Source organism: Klebsiella sp. C283, assembly GCF_048822555.1.
Classification (GTDB): Bacteria; Pseudomonadota; Gammaproteobacteria; order Enterobacterales; family Enterobacteriaceae; genus Klebsiella; species Klebsiella quasipneumoniae.
In genome coordinates, this window is the sequence record NZ_JBMEZS010000005.1 from 1 (window position 1) to 22,462 (window position 22,462).

The following is a 22,462-nucleotide window of genomic DNA, read 5'->3' on the forward strand; positions in this document are numbered from 1 at the left end:
TCTCAAGCATGACACGCCCGTTAGCATCGAGAATATAAAATGCAACATCCGGGTTCTGATACGTTTTAACGATTTTGATATCACCCAGCAGGGCCAAGTCAGCATACATTCGGCCGTTTTCGTCCCACTGCGCATATTCCAGATCGCCTACGTATTGGCCTGCAAGATTCCATGATGCAAAAACTTTATTCAGGGCATCTTTAAATCCGATCAGCAAGTCAGGATTGCTGCCATCAAAATGCCGGGCCAGCGCATCAACCGCCTCCTGAGAGGGCATTGCTCGCCCTGTAGGTTCAAGCACTCCGCCATTGTTCATTGCTTCTAATGCCAGGGCTTTTTCGCTAGGACTTCTTATATAGGTCGTCGACCCCTCCGGGATATTAGCGATATCCGCCTGCGCCGCCGCCAGCGTCGCATACTGGCGGCTGAGAGGAATCAGATTCTGTCGTGTCTCCTCTGTAAGGGCTTCATTTTTCGCCATCATTCCGCGCCAGGTATCCAGCTCAACGCCAGCGCGATCTGGCTCAGTCAGCTCGGGCCCATTGACCAGCTTATCCAGACGCTCGGCGTTATCGAGCAACACAGCGGGAGACGTGCTCCCCAGCTCCGGGTTAAAGGCCATGTTTTTTGCTCCAAAAAGAGGCTTCGCCCAAACGAGGGTTTGAGCGAAAAGAGTTAATTAGGGGTTGTTATGGGGTATTACGCGACGTCGCCGGGGTATGTGGCGTCGTCGTACTGGTAGAAAATTTCTTTATATTCAGGTGCAGTAATCTGACAGTTGCTGTCACCTGATGGGGCAACCTCCTGGACTATCCCATGCCGCACCCCCTTTTCACTGTCGCAGAACAATAACTTCGGCAGATCAATATCTGGGTCGTCCATAATCCAGTCGTCGGGATGCAGGTCGTCGTTGTACGGCACCGTGAGCGTGAAATCATCCACCCGCTGCGGCGTAAGCATTCGCGATGATGGACGACCGTTCTGAAACTGTATCCAGCAGCGGGGATTCGCGTAGCTCCAGTCCAGTGGCTCCGTGACGTGCAGCGTGATTTCCTGGAAGTCGTAAATCATCGCGTCAATCAGGCAGCTTTGGGTTTTCCCGGTTGGAATATCGTCTGACAAAATAATGTGATCACCGAAGTCATGACACCATCCCAGCATTGAAGTCGTAGCCGTATACGTTCGGCGTTGGTGGAGATATTTCATTAACCGACGCATCCCGATACGCCAGGCGCGATCTGCAGTCATGGCAACATCAATGGTGTATGCCTCCGTTTTGCGCGGAAAAGGATTTTCCGGCGTCCGGCACTGTACGGTTTCCTCCGCCCAGGTCACAGGGTTGATATATTTCACATCCACGCCATCAAAATCATCCTCCGACGGGACCCTGAATGACGTCTGCATTTCCTCGACGGTATCCTGGGGAGTAATGATTCCGGTCCAGCTTTTGACGCCCTCTCTCCCGACAGAAAGCAACCCGTCAGACAGCATAAAATACCCCATGCCAGCCTCTGCAATTTTGTCGAAAATATCCTTTGCTGACGTGCTGTCACTGCTTGCCTGGTGATCAAAATATTCTCCCCTTGGCGTCCAGTAGGTAGCCTCCAGCGTACTGAGCGCCGCAATGTCGATCTGGTCGTCGCGATATCCCAGACTGCGGGCAAGATGCAGGAACGCACCGCTGATTGTTCTGTCACCACCGCCATCATAGTTTCGCGTGGCGACAACACTCACACGCTTGTCTGACTGCGCCGCCAGCTGGCCGCCGGTTTCAACCGTGATCCCTATTGTTGATATCCCTGCGTAGGAGGTTGGATGGGAAAGCAAACGACCTCTGAGCGCCAGCCAGAACATCGAATCCCTGGCATTGTTTGAGCCCTGCTCATTGCGCCGACGGCAGCGAACCTCCACCAGCCCGGGAGAGGACAGATCAAAACGCTCTGTAAAACCGAGGCCATTAATGTTTTTAAGCGCGTAAACCCCTGGCTTACTCGTCCACCCTGATCCGGAACCATAAACGCGATACTGGATTTCATACTCGACATGGCGGACCCGCTTATTCCCGTTGTTCTGGAACCCGCAAATTCCGTTTGGGAACGCAAAGTTGACCTCGAAGGCATCCACAACTTCATTTTGCGGACAGGCCAGAAAGGGGCCGAGCCAGGTTTCATTATCGTTAATACCAGACGCGGCAAAATCCACGACGGTACGGATCAGAAAGCCTGACCAGGTACTGTCAACGACACCGTTCACCACACGCTGTACGGTCGCAGAAGGGCCATCGGTAGACGCTATCTGGTATTCGTTGCCACGGTGCGCCAGGGAAATCCGCTGAGTACCTTCCGGCAGTCCTGAAAAGGCGGTGCCAGAATCGTAAGCCAGCGTGACGCTGGCTGTTACCGCAGGGCTTCCGCCGCTGGATGCTGTACCAGCTGTAAATACCGGGCTGTCGCCAAATACTGACGCAGGCAGAAATGATGACGTAATGGAACCGCCACGCCAGGGGCTGGAGATCTCGACGATACGTACCACGCCGCCATCATCCTGAGCAATGAGCCCCGAACCATTCAACCCGCCATTAATCGCTGCGAGCAAGCCAGACATTGTGCCGTAGTTGGCGACCAGAGATATGGTATAGGTGATACCCTGCCAGGTCAGAGAAAAGGTCTGGCTGGTTGTCGTAAAGTCATACGTTGACGGCGACGCACTGGCGCGTAATACCGCAGTCGCTCCTCCTGTTCCCGGAACGGCGTCCTGGTGAGGGGTATGCGTGGAGATCTGCAGATCATAGTCAGTACCGTTAAACGTTAGGGTGACAGGCATTCCGCTGAATGGCGCAATCTCTGACACGACGTCGCCTGTCAGCACGTTAAAGCCGCCCTCGATGGATACCTGATAATTCACTGGCGCTTTCAGGGTGACAATTGCACCGGCGATCCAGCCAGGAGGAAGTTTGTTCTCATCCTCGTCTTCATCATTATCATCATCGACATCGAGGCCAGAAAACGAGACAGAGGCACCGCTGACGGTCATGGCATCAGCAACGATATCACTGGCTTCAGGGGCAGTCTGAGCCATATCGAGGCCGCTGCCGCTCGACGTTCCCCCAACTTCCGTTGAGTTGAACCATATCTCACTGCGACGATCCCCGGCCACATTATCGCCAGGCCCATAGCTGGTATATGAAAATCCGGCGCCCAAGGTCAGCGCTGGAGTTTCACCTACCCGAAAATCTCCGCCGGTATAGGAGAAACGCCCATATCCAAGGCAGACAAACATTTCGACCGTCATTCTGGTGGGATCAGCAGGGTCGAATCGCGTTACCGGCTGCACCAGGTAATCCGGGTAAATCCGGTTTCGCCCGAAAGCCTCCCTAACGGGATCGCCAAGCTTCGCTGTATTGGCTTTAGCCGGATTCAGATCCAGCGATGAAGCGTTACTGGATGAAAAGCCGCCCAACTCTGGTTTAGGGGCAAAGAATAATGCATAGGCCGTAGACGCAATGGATACGGCCACCGAAACCCACGCGGCAATTTCAAGACCCGTGCCATACGGAATGGGATATATCCGCACGTCGCTGTCTGGCCGCAACAAACATAACGGCCATTCCGCCGGGGGGACTGCCTGGCCGTTCAGCTCGATCACGACAGGATGAGTTTTATCCTGTGAATAGCTCGGGACATTTCTGCTCATCCACTCATGCAGCGTCAGCACACCATGCTCGTGCGTTTCAAGGGGTTCACCCGGTAGCCGGGACGGGTAAAACTTTATCGTCATTGCCAGAACTCCACGCGGTTAAAGCGACGGATAAATCGCGACAGTGGCAGAAACGTAACCCCCGAGCCTGGATTGCATTCCGCGACCTGCAGCTGGTTATCGAGCATTACAACGATCCCGACATGGGAAACTGTTGAGCCCGAATAGCAAGCCACTCCGGCACCTTCACAGGGTTCACAACGTTTCAGCGAAAGCATCAGCTTTCTCGCTTCCCGGTCGAGGCCCCCGCCGTCTTTGGTCACACCAGCAAAATCCGGCCATTCAGGTAGCCCCAGGTCGCTGCGTATTTCATTCACAATGCCGAAGCAGTCGAGTAGCGGGTAGGCTCTACCGCCCTTCTGCCATTTAACAGAACGGTATTTATCAGGATTAAACATATTTGCCTCAGATTAGTAACGTAAGCCCGGATGCTCGGCGAGGTTGTAACGTTTACGGGGCCAGGCTGTTTTGAGGACATTCATATAGCCTGCCGTGACCTGAACTGCTGTCGGCGTCCAGGAGCCGGATTTGATATCGAGCGTATACGGTGATGATGCCGGAGCAGACAGATCGGATGAAATGTACCGCCGGAATGTCAGCGTGGCTGATTTCATTTCATCCAGGATTTTATCGATCGCCTCAGAAACCCTTCCGTCAATATTGCTGATAGCAAACTTTAAATCCTGTGTCCCGTCGGCGTTCCTGGCTGGTAAGGCGATATCTATCGCGCTGGCTTCAAACGTCGCCGGCTGACCATTTTCCAGCATCACGGAAACGTCATCCCAGCCACTGGTTAGCCAGTAGTTATCATCGCCTGCCGATATCTGCAACGTGTCGTGAATAACCTCCGATCCGCTGCTGGCATATAGTCGCTCAAGAATTGTCATGCTTCGGCCACTCTCTGTTAAGCGCAATATCCAGTAACGACTGGCCCGCCAGCCATTCCGGGTAATTTCCCCAACCAGAAGGCGGTAATGGGCGCTCCCATAATTCCAGCGTTGCGCTGTACTGCCAGTATTTTGGCGCGACCAGCGTCGGCCCTTCGTAAATATCCACGAACCTGGCTTTATAGGGCTTTACCCCGACTGGAGTCTGGAGTTTAAGATAGAACCAGGACTGGCCATCTTTAAGCGCATCCCTGAAAAACGCCTCAAACACCTGCGCCAGAGCATCAGTTTTAAAAATCCATTTAACTGATGCCTGGGTGGGTGTTGAGGTATATCGCCTTCGTTGTTGAGCGCGACCGGACGTCATCTCCGTTCGCACTAAAGGTGATATGGGCTTAAACCCGTACCCGTCCATAAGCGGCATGGGCAGGTATTCATCCGGGTAGAAAATATCTGCCATGAATATTCCCTCCGGGCAGGTCTATCTTGGTTTTTTAGATTGGAGATTTGAATAAATAGCCCGACCGAATTTCTTCTGGGGGTTATTTACTTCGGCGGTTAAGGTGTTAACTATCCGCTGTTCCAGAGCGTCATTCCTTCGCTCAATTGCCTGCATCGTTATGTCATCCGGTTTACCGGTGAACGTACTTCGGGCATCTACGCTGACAGCAATTCGTGGCTGTGCCTGGATCTGCTTCGCAGCGTTCTGTACCGCCGGTGATTCCCGCCCAACAGCTCTGACCCCCAGCGAACCATCAGCGCCACGGGTAAGCGGCATGATGGCTTCCGGCCCGGCCTCGCCGAATACACCTGCCCCTTTCGCAAACGCAAAATATTGGGGAGTGCTGTACACGCCGTTGCTGTAGGCAGAAAGTGACGGAGAATCGTAAACGCCTCCGAGAGCGTTGAATGAAAAATTAGCGCCCGCGCTTTGAATAGCGGTACCACTACTTGCCGCACCGCTGGCACCGCCAAAAAGACTACCGAACAACCCACCCGCTCCGCCGCCGAATGACGCCATAATCGCTTTGGTGATTAATGCCTGTGTTGCCATCTGGATCAGCGTCTTAATCACCGTTTCGCCAAGGGAGGAGAAAATATTCGACATCCCATCTTTAAAAGAAGCAGCGCCTGTCAGGACGTTTGTCAGGTTGTTGGAGATAGAGTTAGTGGTGGCATCCAGAATTTCGCTGGTAGCAGTGGCAGCCATTGAACTCAGATCAGAAGCCTGATCGGCATAGTTCATCAGGGAATCGCTGATCCCTGCCCGCCAGTCTGACTGCTGTTCATCGGTTTTTTTGTAATACTCCTCCTGAATATCCAGGCGTTCGGCAAGCGCTGTTTTAAGCGCTTCCGTTTGCTTTTTATACAGGTCTTCGGAAATCTGCCCACGACTGAAATCACGCTGTAAGTCACGCTGCTGCCTGAGAAAATCAGCGCGAATATCCGCCATTTCCTTCATTCGGTCACGGGCTTTATCCCCCTGTCCTGCGCCGAGGAAATCGATATTCCCCCTTTCCCGGGCGGCAGCATTACTGTCGGCCAGACCTTCGCGGAATGTTTTTAACTGTTCAGCGATATTTTTCTGTTCAATAAGCGCCGCATTGTGCAGCAACGTTTCCTTTTTGGATTTTTCAAGCGAAGATAATTCCCCCTGAGTAACCTGATATTTCATCTTTGCCAGTTCAGTGTTTTGGCTGGAAAGAGCAATTTGCTCCCGTTGCTGTTTAATCAGCCGGGTATAGGTATCTTCGGTTTTCTCCGCCTCGGTTTTCCCATGCCTTCCTTTTGGCTTGGGTTTATTTTCCTGGTTGTTTCTCCATTCATTCAGGCCGTTATTAATCAACTCCTGCCGTCCGGTCTGAAACTGTGGGTCGTTAGTTAACCCCAGGTCATCCGCAGCATAACCCAGTCGTGCGCGCTCTTTGTCCTCACCTTTGAGTTTTGAAAGCGCCAGATCACGACGGCTTTTTTCAAGTGCAGCCGTTTGCTGGGTTGTCAGGTCTACCTGTGGTAAGCGTACTGGTGCGTTTACCAGCCCCTGCCGGGCCATGAGGAGATTATTTCCGAGACCCAGAAGACGGTTAAATTCCGTATGCTCACCGTTCATCATTATTAACGATTGATAAGCCGAATTCTGTTCTGCAGCCTGCTGCCGGATTAATGCTATTCGCCTGTTCTCTATCCCCTCCAGTACCGACTGGATCGACTCAGACTTAGCCTGCATCTGAGCTAACCTCTCCTGTTCAACGGCCAGAGCGGAAGTCGCATCTTCCAGACCACGGGTGACCGCTTCGACCGAGGTCAGGTGGTTTATCATGAAACCGCCACTGGTTGTTGGTCCGGGGTTAGACAGGACATACTGATAGCCCGCGATCTCTTCCTTCAGGCTTTTTACTTTTGATGCCTGTGCATCAACAAGACGGTTTTGCTCCTCCAGCGCCTGACGGGTTTTGGTCTCATTATCAGAAACTTCGGGCAGGGACATTGATTTTGTCTTTTCACGGACTGCATCAATGGTATTTGCATATTCCTGAGCGGATAATCTGGCCTGCTCCTGATTCTGGTACATCGTGTACCAGGCACCGGCACCAAGCAAAACCAGCCCTGGAATACCACCAACGAGGCCTAATGCCCCACCCATGAGCCGGGAACCTACAGCAGTAACCGAGTTCAGTGCAGTCTGAGCGGATACTCTGGCCTGAATATTACGGTTAAGTGACTCCTGCGCCAGTGAGAGCCGTTTTTCTGCGGCGGCCTGCGCATCTGTACCCCGCGCCGCTGCCAGTGCCTGCTGGGCACGATAAACTGCAGCACGCGCACGAGCTGTCGAAACCTGCGTCCCTCTGACCTGGGCTTCAGCTAAAGCTACTTCGCTTTTTGCGGCGTTAATAATCCCAGCCGTTGCAGAGCTGGCACCAAGAGCCATATTTCCCAAATATCGGGCTGCACCAACGGCAACAAGCGCTCCGGCAGCAGTGGCGGCCTGATCAATATTGTTGGCTACGCCATCAAGTAATCCGGTCAGGGTACTTGTCGCGCCACTAGCTTCATTAGCTCCACCGACCCATTGCATAAACGCGTTTTCAACTTTTGTTGCCGACGATGAAACAGTCTGCGGCAATTCACCATATTCATTCCGTAGCTTACCAAGCTGGCTGATGAGGGCTGGCACTACTTTATCAATGGTTAACTGCCCCTGATCCGCCATAGATTTAAGGTCTTTACGCGCAACCCCCATCCCTGCCGCAAGCGCCCGTATAACCCTGTCGCCGCTCTCGTTGACGGCATTGAATTCTTCGCCTCTCAGCACGCCCTGGGCCAGGGCCTGGCTAAACTGAGTGATGACCGAACTGGACTCCTGAGCATTCGCGCCAGAAAGTTTTAAACCAGTAGAAATAGCCTCAGTAATATCCAGCACCTGGCTGGAGCTGTAACCATATTCCCGCATTGAGGCTGCTGAACGGGAAAATAAATTAGCATTGTCAGAAAAAGATGTACCGGTTTTCTGACTGATATCCATCAGCTGTTTTTGAGAGCTGGTAAAATCATCAGTTGATTGAGATGCCTGTTTTAGGCGGGCGTTTACTGAATTCCATTCATCAGCCAGGGATATCAAATGCCCCGTAGCAAAAGCACCAGCAAATGCCCCGGTTAATCCCAGTGCGGTAGCCTTTGCTGACTCCATCTGGTCAGTTAGCTCAGCAACAGAACGGCGAGTTTCCCGAACTGAAGCCGCAGCCTGCCTGCCGCCATTCTGCATTGTCTTATAATAATCAGCCCCCATACGTGACGCGCGGGCTATCTCGGTCTGGAATGACTGAGAGTTAGCAGAAACTTTAATGATAAGTTCACGCAGGGTTGCCATTTCATTTCCTCAGAAACAAAAAGCCCCACAATGTGGGGCTTTTTTATGATTTCAACATTATTAAATTAAACCAGCTTTTTTCCTTGCTTCTTCCAGATAATCTTTTTCTGGTTCCTCTTTTTTATGAGCAAGTGCAATCAGAAGATCAATTTGAGCACTTTGCTTTTCAGAGATTTCTTTAAGCATAGCGATCTGATCATTAGCTCTTACGCTTCCTCTGTTCAGGAAATACCAGATAACAAGATCAATAAGGCGAGCAAAAACAAATAATAATATCCAGCCAGTAGTAGTCATTTAAAGCACTCCGTGTGTCAAAAAAAACAACATAACACCTGTTATGAGTGGCATCCACACGAATTATTACTGGCTATGCTGACGCAGCCAGCAGCGCCGCTTCCAGCCCTGCAAAGGGATCTCCGCCGTCGTTTACCTCAATCTCTTCTGTGCTCCACTGAAGCTGAGCATCTTCAATGGTGACTTTAACGCCCTGCGCTCCGTAAACCGCAGATACCAGCTGAGCATTGAGGATATCGCCGCGAATATCGCCGATTGGGCTGATACGGTCGTACTCAGCCCACATCCTGAATTCGCCAACCGTCATGGCTTGTCGCAGTTCGCCCAGCGTGCGGCCCATCCGGAGCGCCAGCGCCATCAGGAACTGCATGCCAGGCATTTTTACTTTGCTTTAGCATCATCCGCGTCACGAATGAGATCAAGTGCCTGCTTCAACAGCCGGGAATGCACAGGGCCATAGATCGCTTCAACCTGTTCGGTGTCATCGACAGTAAAGACGGGCTGCAGGTCGGTATCCAGCAAAATATCGATGAAAAGCGTGACGTCGGCCCGCATCGTGCGGAAGGCTCGTTCTGAAGGGGTCAGTTCTGGTGCCTCCTGGGGCTCCTGCCCTTCCGGTAGTTTGGGTGGTTCCGGGCTGGCAATGCCCTGCCAGCGAATCCAGGCTTCTGCTGATGGCTCACGAATGATGACTTTGGCGTTATCCCACTCCGGAACGGAGACTTCTTTTTTACGAAAGCCCGCCATCGGTGCCAGTGCCAGTGCTTTAAGACTCGGTTTTGACATTAATTTTATCGCCGGTCTCCCGGCGCTCCGTTAATTGATGGTGACGGTGCAATCAGAAGAAGTGATCACAGTGCCATCGGCATCAGTAACCACGCAGGAATAAACCCCGGCATCACCGGATACAGCGCTGGCTTTCGTAAACGTTGCGCTGGTCTGGCCGCTGACCGTCGAGGTGCCCTTTTTCCAGGCGTAGGTATAAGGTGCCGTACCGCCCTGGACGACCACGCCCATGGTCAGGGCGCTTCCTGCCGCGACCGTTTGGGACGCCGGAAGGTCAGTAGCAAACGACAGAACTCCTGGGGCGTTAATATTGGTGGGTTTACCTTTCAGACGCAGCGAGAACGTTGCAGCAACCACGCCATTGGTTTGAGAATCCCAGGTGTGCTGACGTACCTCAGCACGCATCAGGAATCCATTACCAGACGGGAAAATAACCTTAAACCCATAAACCCCGTCGTTATCATATGCTTCACGAAGTGCATCCTGCGCCGGGTTGCGGTAGAAGTTACCGGAAAGTGACATTTCAGACGGAGCAGGAAGGCCGTTGATATTTTCCGTTTCATCCGAACAGAGCGTTGTCACGTCAATATCGTTTTTCTGACCAGCGGTAAAGCTTGCCTGTTTGATAGTGCAACTCAGGTTTAACCAGGTTGCGGTATCCAGCTCTGCCGCGGTGACCGGCACAGAGGTAATCATTACTACCGTTTTTTGGGCACGTTCAAATTGTGCTGACATCGCAGCCTCCATAAATGAAAAAACCGCCAGCGGCGGTCGGATTGGAATGGTTTTTGTCAGGCAATGACCGTTATTTCGAGGGTTGCCCGATGAAGATGGGTTGTCGTGTCGTAGCCAGGAATTTTTGTCACCTCGACAGGTGAAAGAACCTGCAGGCGAGCCAGGGCGTCCAGGCGTAACGCCCGGGCTTCGTCATTCGTTTCAGCCCATACATCAACCTGAATACGCAACGTTGACTCTGCCTGACCGCAGAAAACATCCCCGGATACATCAGTCGGTATCGAGAAAATGATGTAAGGAGCGGCCACCGCGGGTAAATCGTCGCTGCCAAGCGGCACCACATACGGATAAACCCGCCCGTCTGCCAGCGACGACAGCAGGTCATAGAGATCATCTTCTGTCATTTAGCCAGCACCTCATCAATAGCCTGATTCATCCGCTGCATCGCCACCTGCGCAGCCTCTTCCATGCGGGTATCAAAGGCAGGACGAACAAACGGATGTGCTGGCGCCGTAGATGTTCCCAGCTCCACGAAGCGCCAGTAGAAAGCATTCCGAGTGTTACTTGCCTTCATGGTGTTATCGCTGTTCCCCGTTCGCGGGTTAACGCCACGAATATGCACCCCGGATGCGATTTCCCCACGGCGGCGGCTTTTCTGGGTGACGACAACAACGTTTTTCTTCAGCTTACCGGTCTGTTCGGGAGCACGATCAATCACTTCCTGCCGGAGAACTTCAGCCCCGGCGCGGGTCGAATCCCGGAGGACTTTATTGTTTTCGGCTTTGCTGAGGGTTTGCAGGTCTCGGGCGATATCCTGCAAACCGGAAAAATCCAGATTCACATCAATCATTTTTCGGTCCCCTGTTTGCAGAGAATTTCCAGCCGGGTACCTTTGATATCCGGAACCGGAGGGCCGGTAACGTTAAGAACGGCACCTTTAAACGGGCCGATGCGTACTTTCAGGCGGGAAGAAGCTGAGATATCTGTACGAAAACGCACCCAGACTCGAATGGTGGCATCGGCACGCTCAGCGCCAGCGGCTAAAAGTTCACGACCGCTTATACCCTTAACCTCGGCCCAGATGGTTTTCCCATCTTCCCATTTTTCAACCGGCTGACCTGAAGGCGTTCTGGAGGTTGTGAAGTTTTGGATGGTGACCCGGTGCCGTAATCGTCCTGCCTGCATAATTCCCCCGCTTAAATACCATAAATTTTGTAAGGCTGGAGAAGTGCCTCGACAGTAAACGGAATATCTGTAGCAGCCTGACCGACAGAGACCGTTTCACGGTTTTCGTACCAGTGACTGATAAGCAGAAGCATTGCTGCTTTCACATCATCGCCAGGGAGAATTGAATCAGGATCATCTGCATACCCCTCGCTGGTTTCGGACTCATAAATTTTGCGACGAGTCCATGTTTCGACGTAACGAGAAGCAGCTCCGATGTAGAGGGTCAATAGTGAGTCTTCATCGGTAAAGTCAGGCTCAATGCGACAGTGCTCTTTAACCACTTCAAGTTCTAACATTATTTTTTAGCCTTCTTCTCTGGCACGGTTTCCGGCTGTTCCGGCTGTTCCGGCTGTTCCGGCTGCGCAGAATTATCAACATCCACCAGCCGTGCATAACCTTTTTGAACCAGCTCACGTCCATGCTGTTCCAGCGTCTCCAGTGACTCGCCTTCCGTCACCACTACCCCGCCAAAATAAATCGGTTTCACCGCGATAAGTTTCATCGTATTACCCCGAAAATTGCGGCCCGGAGGCCGCCAGAGAAATTACTGACCGCCGGAAGCCGGTACAGTAAAGGAGCCATAAATAAATGCCTCAGGCCGTTTTACCGCTAATGCCAGTCGTTCTTCGCAGCGGATCGAGATCATGTTTTTCTCGAAGTCGTCGGCGTTCTCAGTGGAAATAACCACGTTGGCATCTTCACGATCGAAGAGTTGTGCCGCTGCGTTGAATGCACCTGTCAGGAACTTGCCCTGGAATGCCGGAGCTTCGGTCGCTACCACCGGAAGCCCCCACAAGGTGGGTCCGGTCAGCGCCGCCGGGTTAGCCAGGATATAGCGGCCCAGCGTGTCCTTGGTGAGCTCAATTTTCGCCCAGTCGATAAAGTGCAGAACGTGACCGGATGCCGGGAAGCGCGCCAGTTGCGCCTGAAGCATGGCGAGACGCAGATCATCAATGCCGTTCTGCTGCTCGACTTCAAAAGCGCCAGCAAAGGCAGTGGCCTGGGGAACAATACCGTGCAAATGAACGCCGGTACCGTCACCGAACAGAATTTCCTGTTCTTCAACATACTTCAGGCCGTAGCGCATTTCCGCGTCGACCGTCGACTGCAACTGGGCAAAGTCATCCAAGATCTGCTTGGACGCCTTGAACATGTGCGCGATGGTGGTGACTGGGGTAATTTTGGTGGCAAACTGAATATCGCTGTACGACTTGGTGGTCCCCTCAGCGACAACTTTTGCCGCATTAGTAAACCCGGTTTGCTGCACCCAGAAAATTGCAGGCGCGCCGGTACGACCTGGAGCAATCAGATCACGGATAAACAGTCGCTGTTTGGGCGTGGTATCGATACCCGGCAAACGCTGAGGTTCAACAACACCATCAGCAACGCCTGTTGAGAGCAGGGCTGCGTTAACCGGAATACTGAGGCGCTTTCCGCCTTCAACGCTCGCCGAGAAAGTTTTCAGAGCTTCGGAGTTAATCACCACCTGGCCAACGGTTTCGACCACTTTTGCAGCATTTGACAGCGGCATCTGAGCTACGTGCTGCTCCAGTTCTCCGAGTGCGGCTTTGAGGGACTTTTCTGCTTCGCGCATGGCGTTCAGTTCAGTCGCCATCTTATCCACTGAAGCCTTTGTCTCTTCAGAAAGCTTGCCGGATTTCTGCGCTTCCTTCAGCGCATCCTCAGCCTTGGCGTTGAATTTGCTAGTCGCATCTTCAATGGAGGCTGTAACTTTTTTCAAAATCTCGTTTACATCAGACATAAAAGGTCCTTATTTGACTAACGCCGCAAGGGCGCTTTCAAGTGAATTGAGGGTTTCAGGTTTGATATCTTCGGCAGCGCCCGGCGTACCGTCTTTGGTGGTGACAGCGCCAGGCATGCCACCTGATAAGGCTTTAATGAGTTTTCTGCGCTCAGCGCGTGGGGTGTTGGTCTTGGCCAGCAATGCATCAAGTTTGCGAAGCGCAGCTGCAGGTGATTCGTCGCCGTCGCTGACCGCATCAGCAGAAAGCAGGCTGTCTGCCAGTCCCTTCGCCACAGCATCGCTGCCACCGATATAACTTTCGCCGTCCATTAGTTTCTGAACGGCGGCAATATCAAGGCCGGATCGCGCCGCGTAAATATCAGCCATTGCGGTATCGAATGGCTCCAGTGACTGCGCCAGTTCAGCGAAGTCATGGCGGTTTCCCATCGCGTACACCCAGCAGTTGTGGATCATCAGAAAGGCACCGCGGCCAATCTGAATATCATCCCCGGCCATCGCAATTATTGAGGCGGCACTGGCGGCAATGCCCAGCACCTTCACCGTTACATGGCCTTCGTATTCGCGGAGAAGGTTATAAATAGCCAGGCCTTCGAACATGTCGCCGCCCGGGGAGTTGATATTCACCGTAACGTCGGCACCGTTCATCGCCCGAAGCGCACCGGCAATACGTTTGGCTGTTATCCCTTCGCCCCAGTAGTCCTGACCGATAACATCAAAAACAGAAATGCTGTTATCGTCAGTAGCCGCCGCTTTGATACCACCGTCCCAGCGGTCCAGTGCGGACGGTAATGTTTCACAGGTAACGCGCGCGCAGGGGCGACCCGCCGGCGCTACCGGAAGTTGTTTTTTGCTCATCAGGAAAGTGCTCCTAAGCGGCCTGTTTCAGCGGAGATTGCTCAAAGGAAATATCGGGGAATACGTGGTTATGCAGCTCTCGCAGAGCCAGCGCCTGAACAGCAGGGTTGCTGCTTTCGAGATTTTTCAGTTGGGTCAGGTTGAGCTGAACGGTGTAAATATCGCCCCCTTCAATCGGCGGCATGTTCTCAAGACGGCGAACGTCATTGCGAGACATCCAGCCATTCTGCAGTGCGCTGGTATAGTAAGCAGCACGACCCGCGCTATCGGCGCGCAGAAGCCCTTCAACGGAGAACTCAGCAAACAAGTCCTCATCACTGTTCAGAAGACAACGCGATATTTCCTGCTCAATATTGACCAGGAGAGGGCGCAGGGTATGAGTCAGGAACAGCATGTTCATTCCTTCAAGACTCGATGCCCAGCTGGATTGTTTTGTTGTATGGCCGACCATAAATGGCGGTACACGAAACCAGCGACAAATTTCCTCAATACTGAATGAACGGCTTTCAAGGAGCTGCGCGGCCTCCGGGTTCATAGTGACATTCTGGTAAGTCAGTTCATTTTCCAGAACCATCAGTTTCCCGGCGTTTTTAGAACCAATAAAAGACTGAAGGTTTTGACGCAATCTTTCTCGCTGTTCCTTATTAAGCGCCGTTTTTGAAGACAGGAAACCAGTACTTTGCAGGCCATTTTCGAAGATTTTTGCCGCGGCTTCATCAACCGACATAGCAGCGCCGAAAACGTCAACCCCGGCCATTGTCGGCATCATGCCGCACACGCCATCGAGACCAAACCCACGAATATGCATCATCCTGTCTACAGGAATGATCCGCGGAACGCCATTTTCCGTGTAGGTGTACTGTAATTTTCCGCTATCGAGTCGCTTTACAACCATTTTCTGAGGAAGAAGCGGAACCATTGATACCAGCTTGTTACCAATGAAAAACTTTTCGACAAAAGCGTTACCACGCAGACAAATACTGGCCACGATCATCAGCATGAAACGGGAAGGTGTCATTTCCGGGTTAGGGCGCCTGCATAATATCTGGTATGCAAGATTATTCTGGGCCAGCTTTCGCGATCCATCAGCCTGCCGCTCGTAAATTTTTAGCGGAAGTGTGGATACCGACTCACTCAATAGCCTCACGCACGCCCAGACGGTAGAAAGCCTGATAATTTTGTCAGCGGTGACCACTTTTCCGCTACTGCTGGTCCCGAACCACTCCTGCCAGAATTCACCGGTAGTCAGGCCTATGGGAACACCAAGCCAGTTTAAAAGGGCGCTCTTAACGCGCCCTGGTTGCTGTTTATTCTTAGCCATCAGATACCCACTATGATCGGATCGTCAAAAAAGCCCTCAATATCACCATCATCAGGCTCGTAACCTTCCGCAGCACCAATTGCCATCGCTGACGCAACCACACCATCTATTCGACCAGTACTCTTTTTCTTGGCGAATATGCGGTTTTCTTTTTGGTCGGCTTCGGTTACGGCGGAAGCAGCGTTCCATCGGAGGCAGGGGTTAGTTTTAATAATGATTACGCCATCATCCAGCATCTGTTCAAAGAGTTCGATGGAATGAGGCATCCACAGTCCTGAATCCTGCGCCTTGTAGTATCCCTGCCCGTGAGGAATAAGCGGTACTGATACAGAAGCGTTTTCCAGTTCCGGTTCAAGATATTTGATGCGGTACTGGTCGAAGGCGATCGCCTTGATATCGAACAACATGGAAAGATCAGCAATGCGCTCGGCAACAAAGCCATATTTCACCGCCTTTCCGGGAGTGGTATGAATATGGCCTCCCCGTTCCCATGCGTCATAAGGTACGCGGTCTGTTTTCGCTCTATCCAGCAAAGTATCTTTTGGTGTCCAGAACTCCACCAGCAGCTTTCTTTTTTTAGGGAAAAAGAGCGCCAGAGACGTAAGGTCGCGAGTTCCTGAAAGGTCCAGGCCGCCATAACATTCTTCTCCCTGCAGCTCCTGCAGGTCAAAGTCCTCTTCGCACCCCATCCACACATCGCTACTCATCCAGGGGTTATCGGCATCCACCCACTGACAGAAGTTTAACCGCCGAACAATGCTTTCTTTCGACGGCATCCCCCGAGCCTGAGTAACCTGCTCACGCAGGTAGCGATCGGTAAAAGTATGACCAAGAGAGGGGTTTGCTTTTTTCCAGCAGGACTCGTCCTTGAATGGGTCTTCTCCTTCGTCCAGGGAGCAAATGAAAGAAAAGAAACTGTCATCCTCAATCGAGCCTTCGGCAACTTTACGCCCATACTCGTGATAGTCGTAGCAGACGCTGGTTTTGTCGTGGCCGCTGTTAGTGATCATGAAAATCAACGCCTGGCGACGACCTTTCGTCCCGGCGCGCATCATTTCCACAACCTGGTTGTTTTTGTGCTCGTGAATTTCGTCAATCAGTGCACAGTGTGGGCGTGGCCCTGACTGCCCATCATCCGAACTGATAGGCCGGAAAAATGAGCCGGTCTGAAGAAACGCAAGGTTCCACTCTTTCCCGGCGCCGCCTGATTTATTTATTCGCTGTGCTAACGCAGGGGACTGATCCACCATCGCGACAGCATCACGAAAAAGGATCATGGCCTGGTCTTTTTTCGTTGCTGCTGCATATATCTCGGCACGAGGCTCCTTATCTGCTGTTAGACAGTAAAGCCCCACTCCGCCAGCCAGTGGTGATTTGCCGGAACCCTTACCAGATTCAACGTACACCATGCGAAATCTACGATAACCATCCGAGTTCTTCCAGCCGAATATCGACCCTACAATAAAGCACTGCCACGGTAGCAGGTTGAAGGGTTTTCCCTCATGCTCACCGCCGTTGAGCTTCAGTACCTTGGCAAAAAAGTCGATGGCGCGCTGCGCCGCTGCAACATCCCATACCAACCCGCGAGCATGGCAGGATTCCAAATCTTTGAGATGTCGCTTACAGGAATTCCTGATGTCAGGCCCGGCGATTTCTTTGCCGGAGTCTACATCCCGCGCATATTGCGTGGCGGGATCAACCGAAGAACTGGTTGAGCGGGTCTTCTTCTTTTTCTCCACCATCCACTTTCACCTTCGTTCTGGCGGCCGGAGTCAGACCGAATTCAACCAGGTAACTTTTAAAACGTCGATCAGCATCCGCCAACATTGCTACTGCCGGGTTAGCCTTAATCAAAAAACCGCCCTCGGTCTGCACGGTGTAAGTTCGCCCCTCGTCAGCAATAGTCAGGCGAAGCTGCAGAATGTCGGCGTAAATATCGCAGAGTCGTTCGAGCGCCAGCGTATCGGCAATGGTTAAAATGCCCATGCCATCCAGCAGCACGGTCAGCTTCCCCCACGCCACCTTTCCCCAGTCAGTGAGGTGCTCTGGAGGGCTTGGTATTTCTCGCGCTGGCGATGGTTCTTTGTCGTTAAGTTTGCGTTTGCCCGGGTTGCCGGTAACCACTTTGAGGTGGGTCGGTTTCGGGCGTCGTCCTGCCATCGGAACCTCCCGGAAAAAAACTTTTCATTTCGCGGTTGTGCACAAAAAGGACTGGCGGCGGTCATTTGGGTTCGAGGTTCTGAACTTTTGACCCGCCCCTCCCACTCAGATGAGAATCGATATCATTTGAATGCTAATGATTTCAAATGACAATCAATTTTGAGATGTATTGATAATGGTTATCACTTAAACCAATGAGAAGCCGGGTCCAGTGGCATCCCGTTTTCATCGCAGCCGATCACGGTGCCACGCTTCTCCATTCGCTGCTTCGTTGAGTCGTGGTGCTGCTTACACAGCCCTTGCCAGTTCTTCCGGCTCCAGAAAAGCTTTTGTGCCTTCGCTATTGCCTGGCTGTCAGCAGAGCGCAGAGCCTCTTTCAGTTTGTGCGGGATGATATGGTCAACCACCGTTGCAGCTGTCACCCTGCCTTGCTCCTGGCACATGACGCATAAGGGGTGCGCACGCAGGAAGATAAGACGCTCTCGGTCCCACTTGCTGCCGTAGATGCGGGGCTCTTTGTTCACGTAATCGCTCCTTGAGCATTATCACAGGCGCTCAACGAGTGCCTGCTGTAATGCCTTAGCTGGCCTGCTCAGCGCCGGTATCAAAAAGCGCTAACGCTTCCGTCGACTCCTGAAGCGCTTTGATAGTCCGTGCCACCACTTCAGTTTCAGTTACCACGCGGTTGTACTGCTGGATGAACAGCTGATATTTGAGCGGGCTATCCTGGACGAACTCAATAGCCTTAGCAGCGGCTGCGGTGTCGTAGTTCAGGGTGGAAAGCAGATTCAGTCGAATCTGTTCTGCTGGTGTAATCTCTGACATGTCTTACCTCTGTGCGATGTGGGGAGCATTATTGAAGCCACTCGGCAGAATGGCTCCTGTAATGCCTTACTTAACTGTTTCGATGGTCGCGCCGTGGCTGTTGGTGATGTAAATCTGATCGCCTTTGTAAAGAAATTGGTATCCAACACCACCAAGCTCATGTATGTCCGGGAAAGCTGGCGAAGGAATCCCTGAACAAATAATGGCAATGCAATCAGCCCGGTTTGCTCCAGTACGCTCGACCGTTAATTGATGCTCATCGCCAACTGGTTTCGTCATATCTTGGTCCTCATAGGACATCGGGATATGCTCAATGATGTCAGGCGCCATAACATCCAGTTCATCAGCAAGAGCAAAAGCCTGACGCCATTGCTCAGAGCCAGGGCGAGCAACGGTGATTTCTTTTGCCTCATACAATGAGGTGGCGTTGTTAATAATCTGCTTAACGGTAAACATTGTCTTCTCCTGCTTCTGGTAATAAAAAGCCCCGCTATTGCGAGGCATCGTATTTACTTGTATTTGATATTCATTGCCAACGAATCAACCTGGTAATCCGTCGATGTAGCTAAATATAAAACTGGCATCCATCATATTACTTTGATTAAAGCGGCTTCTTTTTATTGCCTCAAACCCTTCCTGCTTACTAGGCCAATTATTGCAACAATCATTCATATTGTTGTTTTTTTCAAACCACAGTTTTTTGAAACTGAACTCTTCAGCAACCTTTTCAAAAGCAACAACTGTTTTCTTCTGAGTTCGTGTAGCAGTGATGATCACGTTGCATCCCATCTCAGCTAACTCTTTGGTAGATTTTTCAACCTGAGAGCCCAAATCCCCCAAAGTGGATATCCCAATCTTAAGTCCATCACGCTCAAATACAGCTATAAGATCCTTTTCTCCACCAGGGTGGGGTTTTGCTGCCATAAAGGATGCATAGCGATCACTTTGCTCAAACAGTTTTATCAGAAATATTAGCGTTTCACTTTTTCCCCTGTTGCTGGAACCGAATACACCCATCATTAAGTTCATCTTGCAGCACTCCTTACTGTGTCGTCTTCCCTGATATAATGCTCATGCTGTGTTGATGCAACAGTTTTTATTAGATATTAGTAGCCTTGTCGGTTTGTTGCGGGCAGCTCACCAGCACTGATTTGTTGTGCGCCAGAATGTCGCGCTTGGTCTGCTTATCCAGCACGTCGATATCGTGGTCGGTCAGGTAGATGATCCGCACCCAGCTGCAGCCGGTATCAACGGATGCCGATAGCTCAAGATATCCTCCGGCATTTTCATGAACCGATTGTTACCGTCCTTCGCTGTTACAAAAAAGCTATGAATGCCGCATACGTCCGTTTTGATTTTGTCGTTATACTCAAACAGCAGATCTGCTTTCTAACCTTGCCACACTGCAGGCATGGCCTCCATGAAAACGCAGGGCATCACGCAGAAGCTTGCATACGACAAACCAAACCACAATTGTAGGTCTTTACGTGAATTATCATTCATCGTCTTAGCTCTTCCTTTGGGTTATGATAGTCTTGCAAAACAGACATGATTTTTTGTTTTCATCAAAATTAATGAGGCATGAAAATGGAAGAAAAATTCGAACCTGGTACCCTTGTGCAGTTGAAGTCTGGTGGTCCAATAATGACAGTGGAAAGATTCGATAAAAGTCTTGATAAATATTGTTGCGAATGGTTCTCTAATGGAAAAAGAAATAGCGAAATGTTTAAAGGAACATCAATTCAAAAATTTAAACCATCTGTTGGTATCTTGTAATTTCGCCAAGGGAGCTCTGCTCCCTATTTCAGGCACTGGTTTCTGATGTATTCTTGCAAAACCCTTAAGGATGACTGGTCTTGTTTGATTCCGGATCGGATACCGAGAACGTTTCGTCCAGCAACTGCAGAGAGTTCGACGGTGACATCATCGCCCATGCTGGCGGCGCCGGGGGCTTGGGTTGTGGCTGACACTGGACACTTGCCTTTGACGAGCACCCGACCACCATTATCAAGCTTGCGCTGCAGAGCATCATTTTCAGCTTTTGCATCGGCTAATTCCTTCGTGTATTTGGCATCGAGCGCTGCGACGTCTCTCTGCCTTACATGCATGTCAGCGATGGTGTCTTTCGCCAGGCTGAGCTGCTCGGTCGCTTTATCGCGCTGCCTTTTGAACTCTGTGGCGTTGTCGTGGTAGTGACTGACCAGCCAGCCGAGGCTGACTATCAGGCAGATCACAACAGCGATGATAATGGCGGTTAATCGGCTCATTGTTTTATCCGCCTGTCGAAATAGATTCCCACGTAGCCAGCGCCCCAGCGGGTGTACATCCACAGACGCAGCCCATATGAGGGGCTGCAAACTGCGATCGGCACTAGCCCGAAGGAAACCCAGCGCCACCACGGCCATTTCTGGGGGCCATGCGTCGGTCTCAGGTCTTTGGCGAAATGCGCAACAGAATGCTCAAGCTTTATCTTCATTTTTGCCCCCAAAGACAAACTTCGCGCTCAATCTCTCGGCGAGTTACCAGGCCTTTCCACTGCCTGCCTTTGGCGTAGGTCCAGCGGCGCAACTGGTCGCATGCACCTTTCTGGTCGCCCTGGTTGATTTTGCGCAGCAGAGTGGAGGTCTGGAAGTTTCCGGCGCCGACGTTATAAGCGAACGAGTACAGAGCCCCGCGCATTGTTTCGGGGATCGGCTTCTGGATGTACGGGTTGATCTGGCGAGCGACGGTGTTCAGATCTTTGTTGAGCAGCGCGCGGCATTCAGCCTCGGTGTACTTCTTGCCGAGCATGATGTCTTTGCCAGTGTGGCCATAACAGACAGTCCAGACCCCTACCACATCCTGATAGGGGTCGTATCGCACACCCTCAAGGCCATCGTTACCGGTCGGGCCGGTGATGAGCGCTGAAGCAATGGCAATCGCCCCACCACCCACAGCGGATAAAACATATTTTCGCAGTGCAGGACTCATCATTCACCTGCCTTTTGCAGCGCCTTCACTACCACCATCGCGGCAGCCGGGCGCTCATCGTGAGGTTTATCGCTAACACCCTCCAGATAGTCATTGACCATTTTTGTGCGCTTCTCATCTTCTTTGCGCTTACGCCTGGCATCTACACGGCCGTTGATGTACGAGGCCAACGAGAGAATCAGCCCAGCAGCACCAAAGAGCATGTAAATGAGATCCTGCGTGGTAAAACCAAATGCCGCAGCGAAGGCCGCCACCCACGCAAAAAATTGCGTAAAAATGTTCCCTTGCTGATCGTGCATTTTCATAGTCTCCACCTCCGTTTATCGCGGGGTGCTGTGTTTGAAAAGGGTCAGGCCCGTCGGGCTGGATTTAACAACGAAACGTGTCGATGATGATTCTCGCGGGCCTGAAAATAGAAAAAGCCAGCACGGCGACTGGCAGAGGGTAAGCAAGAGGCGCTTAGAAATTGGCGCACCATTCAGGACTCGAACCTGAAACCGATAGCTTAGAAGGCTATCGCTCTTTCCGGTTGAGCTAATGGCGCAGAATGAAAAAGGCCACGCTAATGCGCAGCCTGTAATTGTCGTGGGTAATATTTTTACGTCACTTAAGGAAAGCTACCACTGAAATAGCCAGCATGTAGGTTCCCTTCCCGATTACTTACCAAGTGCTTTTTTTACCTCTTCTGGCATGGAATCACGAAGTTTTATCGCTTCCAATAAATATGATGTCAGCATTTTGGTTACATCCAATTCCAGCATGCTTTCTTCACCGCCTCGTCGAACCCTGGCAATAATCTCCTTTACCTGGGCCATTGGGGGAAACACCGGAGCCAGATGTTTAACCATTGCTTCTGCTGCTATCTTTGCAGTTTGATTCGGATCTGATGGTTTATTTTCCATAACTGATATCTCCTGATCTGGGAGAGTTTGTTATAGCGCGTAATCTGTCCCCAGAAAAGAAAAAACCCCGCCGGTTGGCAGGGTTCAGAATCAGTTTCATTTGGATGTAAG

29 protein-coding genes, 1 tRNA gene and 2 pseudogenes are annotated in these 22,462 nt (G+C 51.7%); 1 reads left to right on the forward strand and 31 read right to left on the reverse strand.

Going from position 1 to position 22,462, the window contains the following annotated elements:
* From ACOI7Z_RS10535 to ACOI7Z_RS10660, 26 genes and pseudogenes are all read right to left on the reverse strand, one after another.
* Positions 1-622 (reverse strand): annotated as a pseudogene (locus ACOI7Z_RS10535) (flagellar biosynthesis protein); the annotation flags it as partial.
* A gap of 77 nt (positions 623-699) precedes the next feature.
* Positions 700-3,777, reverse strand: a complete 3,078-nt coding sequence (locus ACOI7Z_RS10540; RefSeq protein WP_205847276.1) for a host specificity factor TipJ family phage tail protein — start codon at positions 3,775-3,777, stop codon at positions 700-702.
* Positions 3,774-4,154, reverse strand: a complete 381-nt coding sequence (locus ACOI7Z_RS10545) for a nitrite transporter (protein ID WP_022615519.1) — start codon at positions 4,152-4,154, stop codon at positions 3,774-3,776. Before ACOI7Z_RS10545 ends, ACOI7Z_RS10540 begins: the two co-directional genes overlap by 4 nt.
* Before the next feature lie 12 nt (positions 4,155-4,166).
* The gene (locus ACOI7Z_RS10550) at positions 4,167-4,643 is read right to left on the reverse strand and encodes a DUF1833 family protein (RefSeq protein ID WP_023302606.1); all 477 of its coding nucleotides are present in this window, start codon (positions 4,641-4,643) and stop codon (positions 4,167-4,169) included.
* On the reverse strand, positions 4,630-5,103 hold the full coding sequence (locus ACOI7Z_RS10555; protein ID WP_101862658.1) for a hypothetical protein: 474 nt from the start codon (positions 5,101-5,103) through the stop codon (positions 4,630-4,632). Before ACOI7Z_RS10555 ends, ACOI7Z_RS10550 begins: the two co-directional genes overlap by 14 nt.
* Before the next feature lie 21 nt (positions 5,104-5,124).
* On the reverse strand, positions 5,125-8,511 hold the full coding sequence (locus ACOI7Z_RS10560; RefSeq protein WP_101862657.1) for a phage tail tape measure protein: 3,387 nt from the start codon (positions 8,509-8,511) through the stop codon (positions 5,125-5,127).
* Between the two features lie 60 nt (positions 8,512-8,571).
* Positions 8,572-8,805 carry a YebO family protein gene (locus ACOI7Z_RS10565; RefSeq protein ID WP_016530182.1) on the reverse strand — a complete coding sequence of 78 codons (234 nt, stop codon included), beginning with the start codon at positions 8,803-8,805 and terminating at the stop codon, positions 8,572-8,574.
* Positions 8,806-8,878: 73 nt separating this feature from the next.
* The gene (locus ACOI7Z_RS10570) at positions 8,879-9,175 is read right to left on the reverse strand and encodes a phage tail assembly protein T (RefSeq protein ID WP_172969418.1); all 297 of its coding nucleotides are present in this window, start codon (positions 9,173-9,175) and stop codon (positions 8,879-8,881) included.
* Between the two features lie 11 nt (positions 9,176-9,186).
* A complete protein-coding gene (locus ACOI7Z_RS10575) occupies positions 9,187-9,591 on the reverse strand; it encodes a phage tail assembly chaperone (RefSeq protein ID WP_021313622.1) in 405 nt (134 codons plus the stop codon).
* A 30-nt stretch (positions 9,592-9,621) separates the two neighbouring features.
* On the reverse strand, positions 9,622-10,326 hold the full coding sequence (locus tag ACOI7Z_RS10580; protein ID WP_101862655.1) for an immunoglobulin domain-containing protein: 705 nt from the start codon (positions 10,324-10,326) through the stop codon (positions 9,622-9,624).
* A 56-nt stretch (positions 10,327-10,382) separates the two neighbouring features.
* Positions 10,383-10,730 carry a DUF3168 domain-containing protein gene (locus tag ACOI7Z_RS10585; RefSeq protein WP_049013587.1) on the reverse strand — a complete coding sequence of 116 codons (348 nt, stop codon included), beginning with the start codon at positions 10,728-10,730 and terminating at the stop codon, positions 10,383-10,385.
* Positions 10,727-11,176 carry an HK97-gp10 family putative phage morphogenesis protein gene (locus ACOI7Z_RS10590; protein WP_023313509.1) on the reverse strand — a complete coding sequence of 150 codons (450 nt, stop codon included), beginning with the start codon at positions 11,174-11,176 and terminating at the stop codon, positions 10,727-10,729. Before ACOI7Z_RS10590 ends, ACOI7Z_RS10585 begins: the two co-directional genes overlap by 4 nt.
* Positions 11,173-11,511 carry a phage head closure protein gene (locus tag ACOI7Z_RS10595; RefSeq protein ID WP_080795207.1) on the reverse strand — a complete coding sequence of 113 codons (339 nt, stop codon included), beginning with the start codon at positions 11,509-11,511 and terminating at the stop codon, positions 11,173-11,175. The genes ACOI7Z_RS10590 and ACOI7Z_RS10595 overlap by 4 nt, the downstream gene beginning before the upstream one ends.
* Before the next feature lie 11 nt (positions 11,512-11,522).
* Positions 11,523-11,849, reverse strand: coding sequence for a head-tail connector protein (locus ACOI7Z_RS10600; protein ID WP_101862654.1), 327 nt, complete (start codon positions 11,847-11,849; stop codon positions 11,523-11,525).
* Positions 11,849-12,055 (reverse strand): hypothetical protein, encoded by a 207-nt coding sequence (locus tag ACOI7Z_RS10605; protein ID WP_023317647.1) that lies wholly within the window; start codon positions 12,053-12,055, stop codon positions 11,849-11,851. Before ACOI7Z_RS10605 ends, ACOI7Z_RS10600 begins: the two co-directional genes overlap by 1 nt.
* A gap of 42 nt (positions 12,056-12,097) precedes the next feature.
* Positions 12,098-13,315: a phage major capsid protein gene (locus ACOI7Z_RS10610; RefSeq protein ID WP_205847275.1), complete on the reverse strand. Its 1,218-nt coding sequence runs from the start codon at positions 13,313-13,315 to the stop codon at positions 12,098-12,100.
* Between the two features lie 9 nt (positions 13,316-13,324).
* Entirely contained in the window at positions 13,325-14,173 is an 849-nt protein-coding gene (locus ACOI7Z_RS10615; RefSeq protein WP_071010295.1) for a head maturation protease, ClpP-related, read from the reverse strand.
* A gap of 13 nt (positions 14,174-14,186) precedes the next feature.
* Positions 14,187-15,494: a phage portal protein gene (locus ACOI7Z_RS10620; protein ID WP_080925167.1), complete on the reverse strand. Its 1,308-nt coding sequence runs from the start codon at positions 15,492-15,494 to the stop codon at positions 14,187-14,189.
* Positions 15,494-17,236 carry a terminase large subunit gene (locus tag ACOI7Z_RS10625; RefSeq protein WP_080795221.1) on the reverse strand — a complete coding sequence of 581 codons (1,743 nt, stop codon included), beginning with the start codon at positions 17,234-17,236 and terminating at the stop codon, positions 15,494-15,496. Before ACOI7Z_RS10625 ends, ACOI7Z_RS10620 begins: the two co-directional genes overlap by 1 nt.
* Positions 17,190-17,654 (reverse strand): phage terminase small subunit P27 family, encoded by a 465-nt coding sequence (locus tag ACOI7Z_RS10630; protein WP_004177162.1) that lies wholly within the window; start codon positions 17,652-17,654, stop codon positions 17,190-17,192. The genes ACOI7Z_RS10625 and ACOI7Z_RS10630 overlap by 47 nt, the downstream gene beginning before the upstream one ends.
* Positions 17,655-17,836: 182 nt before the next feature.
* Entirely contained in the window at positions 17,837-18,178 is a 342-nt protein-coding gene (locus ACOI7Z_RS10635) for an HNH endonuclease (RefSeq protein WP_032426433.1), read from the reverse strand.
* Positions 18,179-18,233: 55 nt separating this feature from the next.
* Positions 18,234-18,479, reverse strand: a complete 246-nt coding sequence (locus ACOI7Z_RS10640; RefSeq protein ID WP_101862653.1) for a DUF2560 family protein — start codon at positions 18,477-18,479, stop codon at positions 18,234-18,236.
* Positions 18,480-18,545: 66 nt separating this feature from the next.
* Entirely contained in the window at positions 18,546-18,935 is a 390-nt protein-coding gene (locus tag ACOI7Z_RS10645) for a hypothetical protein (RefSeq protein ID WP_031592520.1), read from the reverse strand.
* Between the two features lie 84 nt (positions 18,936-19,019).
* The gene (locus ACOI7Z_RS10650) at positions 19,020-19,508 is read right to left on the reverse strand and encodes a hypothetical protein (RefSeq protein WP_031592522.1); all 489 of its coding nucleotides are present in this window, start codon (positions 19,506-19,508) and stop codon (positions 19,020-19,022) included.
* Positions 19,509-19,578: 70 nt separating this feature from the next.
* Positions 19,579-19,710 (reverse strand): hypothetical protein, encoded by a 132-nt coding sequence (locus ACOI7Z_RS10655; protein ID WP_101862652.1) that lies wholly within the window; start codon positions 19,708-19,710, stop codon positions 19,579-19,581.
* A pseudogene (locus ACOI7Z_RS10660) lies at positions 19,692-19,982 on the reverse strand (hypothetical protein). The gene ACOI7Z_RS10655 and the pseudogene ACOI7Z_RS10660 overlap by 19 nt, the downstream one beginning before the upstream one ends.
* A gap of 84 nt (positions 19,983-20,066) precedes the next feature.
* Here ACOI7Z_RS10660 and ACOI7Z_RS10665 point away from each other — a divergent pair.
* Positions 20,067-20,255: a YodC family protein gene (locus ACOI7Z_RS10665; RefSeq protein WP_101862651.1), complete on the forward strand. Its 189-nt coding sequence runs from the start codon at positions 20,067-20,069 to the stop codon at positions 20,253-20,255.
* 23 nt (positions 20,256-20,278) lie between these two features.
* Here ACOI7Z_RS10665 and ACOI7Z_RS10670 read toward each other — a convergent pair whose 3' ends face one another.
* The 5 genes from ACOI7Z_RS10670 to ACOI7Z_RS10690 form a co-directional block, all read right to left on the reverse strand.
* Positions 20,279-20,746 (reverse strand): lysis protein, encoded by a 468-nt coding sequence (locus ACOI7Z_RS10670; protein ID WP_151819698.1) that lies wholly within the window; start codon positions 20,744-20,746, stop codon positions 20,279-20,281.
* A 205-nt stretch (positions 20,747-20,951) separates the two neighbouring features.
* Positions 20,952-21,449 (reverse strand): lysozyme, encoded by a 498-nt coding sequence (locus ACOI7Z_RS10675; protein ID WP_151819858.1) that lies wholly within the window; start codon positions 21,447-21,449, stop codon positions 20,952-20,954.
* Entirely contained in the window at positions 21,449-21,754 is a 306-nt protein-coding gene (locus ACOI7Z_RS10680; RefSeq protein WP_050486222.1) for a hypothetical protein, read from the reverse strand. The genes ACOI7Z_RS10675 and ACOI7Z_RS10680 overlap by 1 nt, the downstream gene beginning before the upstream one ends.
* A gap of 162 nt (positions 21,755-21,916) precedes the next feature.
* Positions 21,917-21,993: transfer RNA gene (locus ACOI7Z_RS10685), tRNA-Arg, on the reverse strand.
* A gap of 112 nt (positions 21,994-22,105) precedes the next feature.
* Positions 22,106-22,351 carry a hypothetical protein gene (locus tag ACOI7Z_RS10690; protein ID WP_101862082.1) on the reverse strand — a complete coding sequence of 82 codons (246 nt, stop codon included), beginning with the start codon at positions 22,349-22,351 and terminating at the stop codon, positions 22,106-22,108.
* Positions 22,352-22,462: the final 111 nt, after the last annotated feature.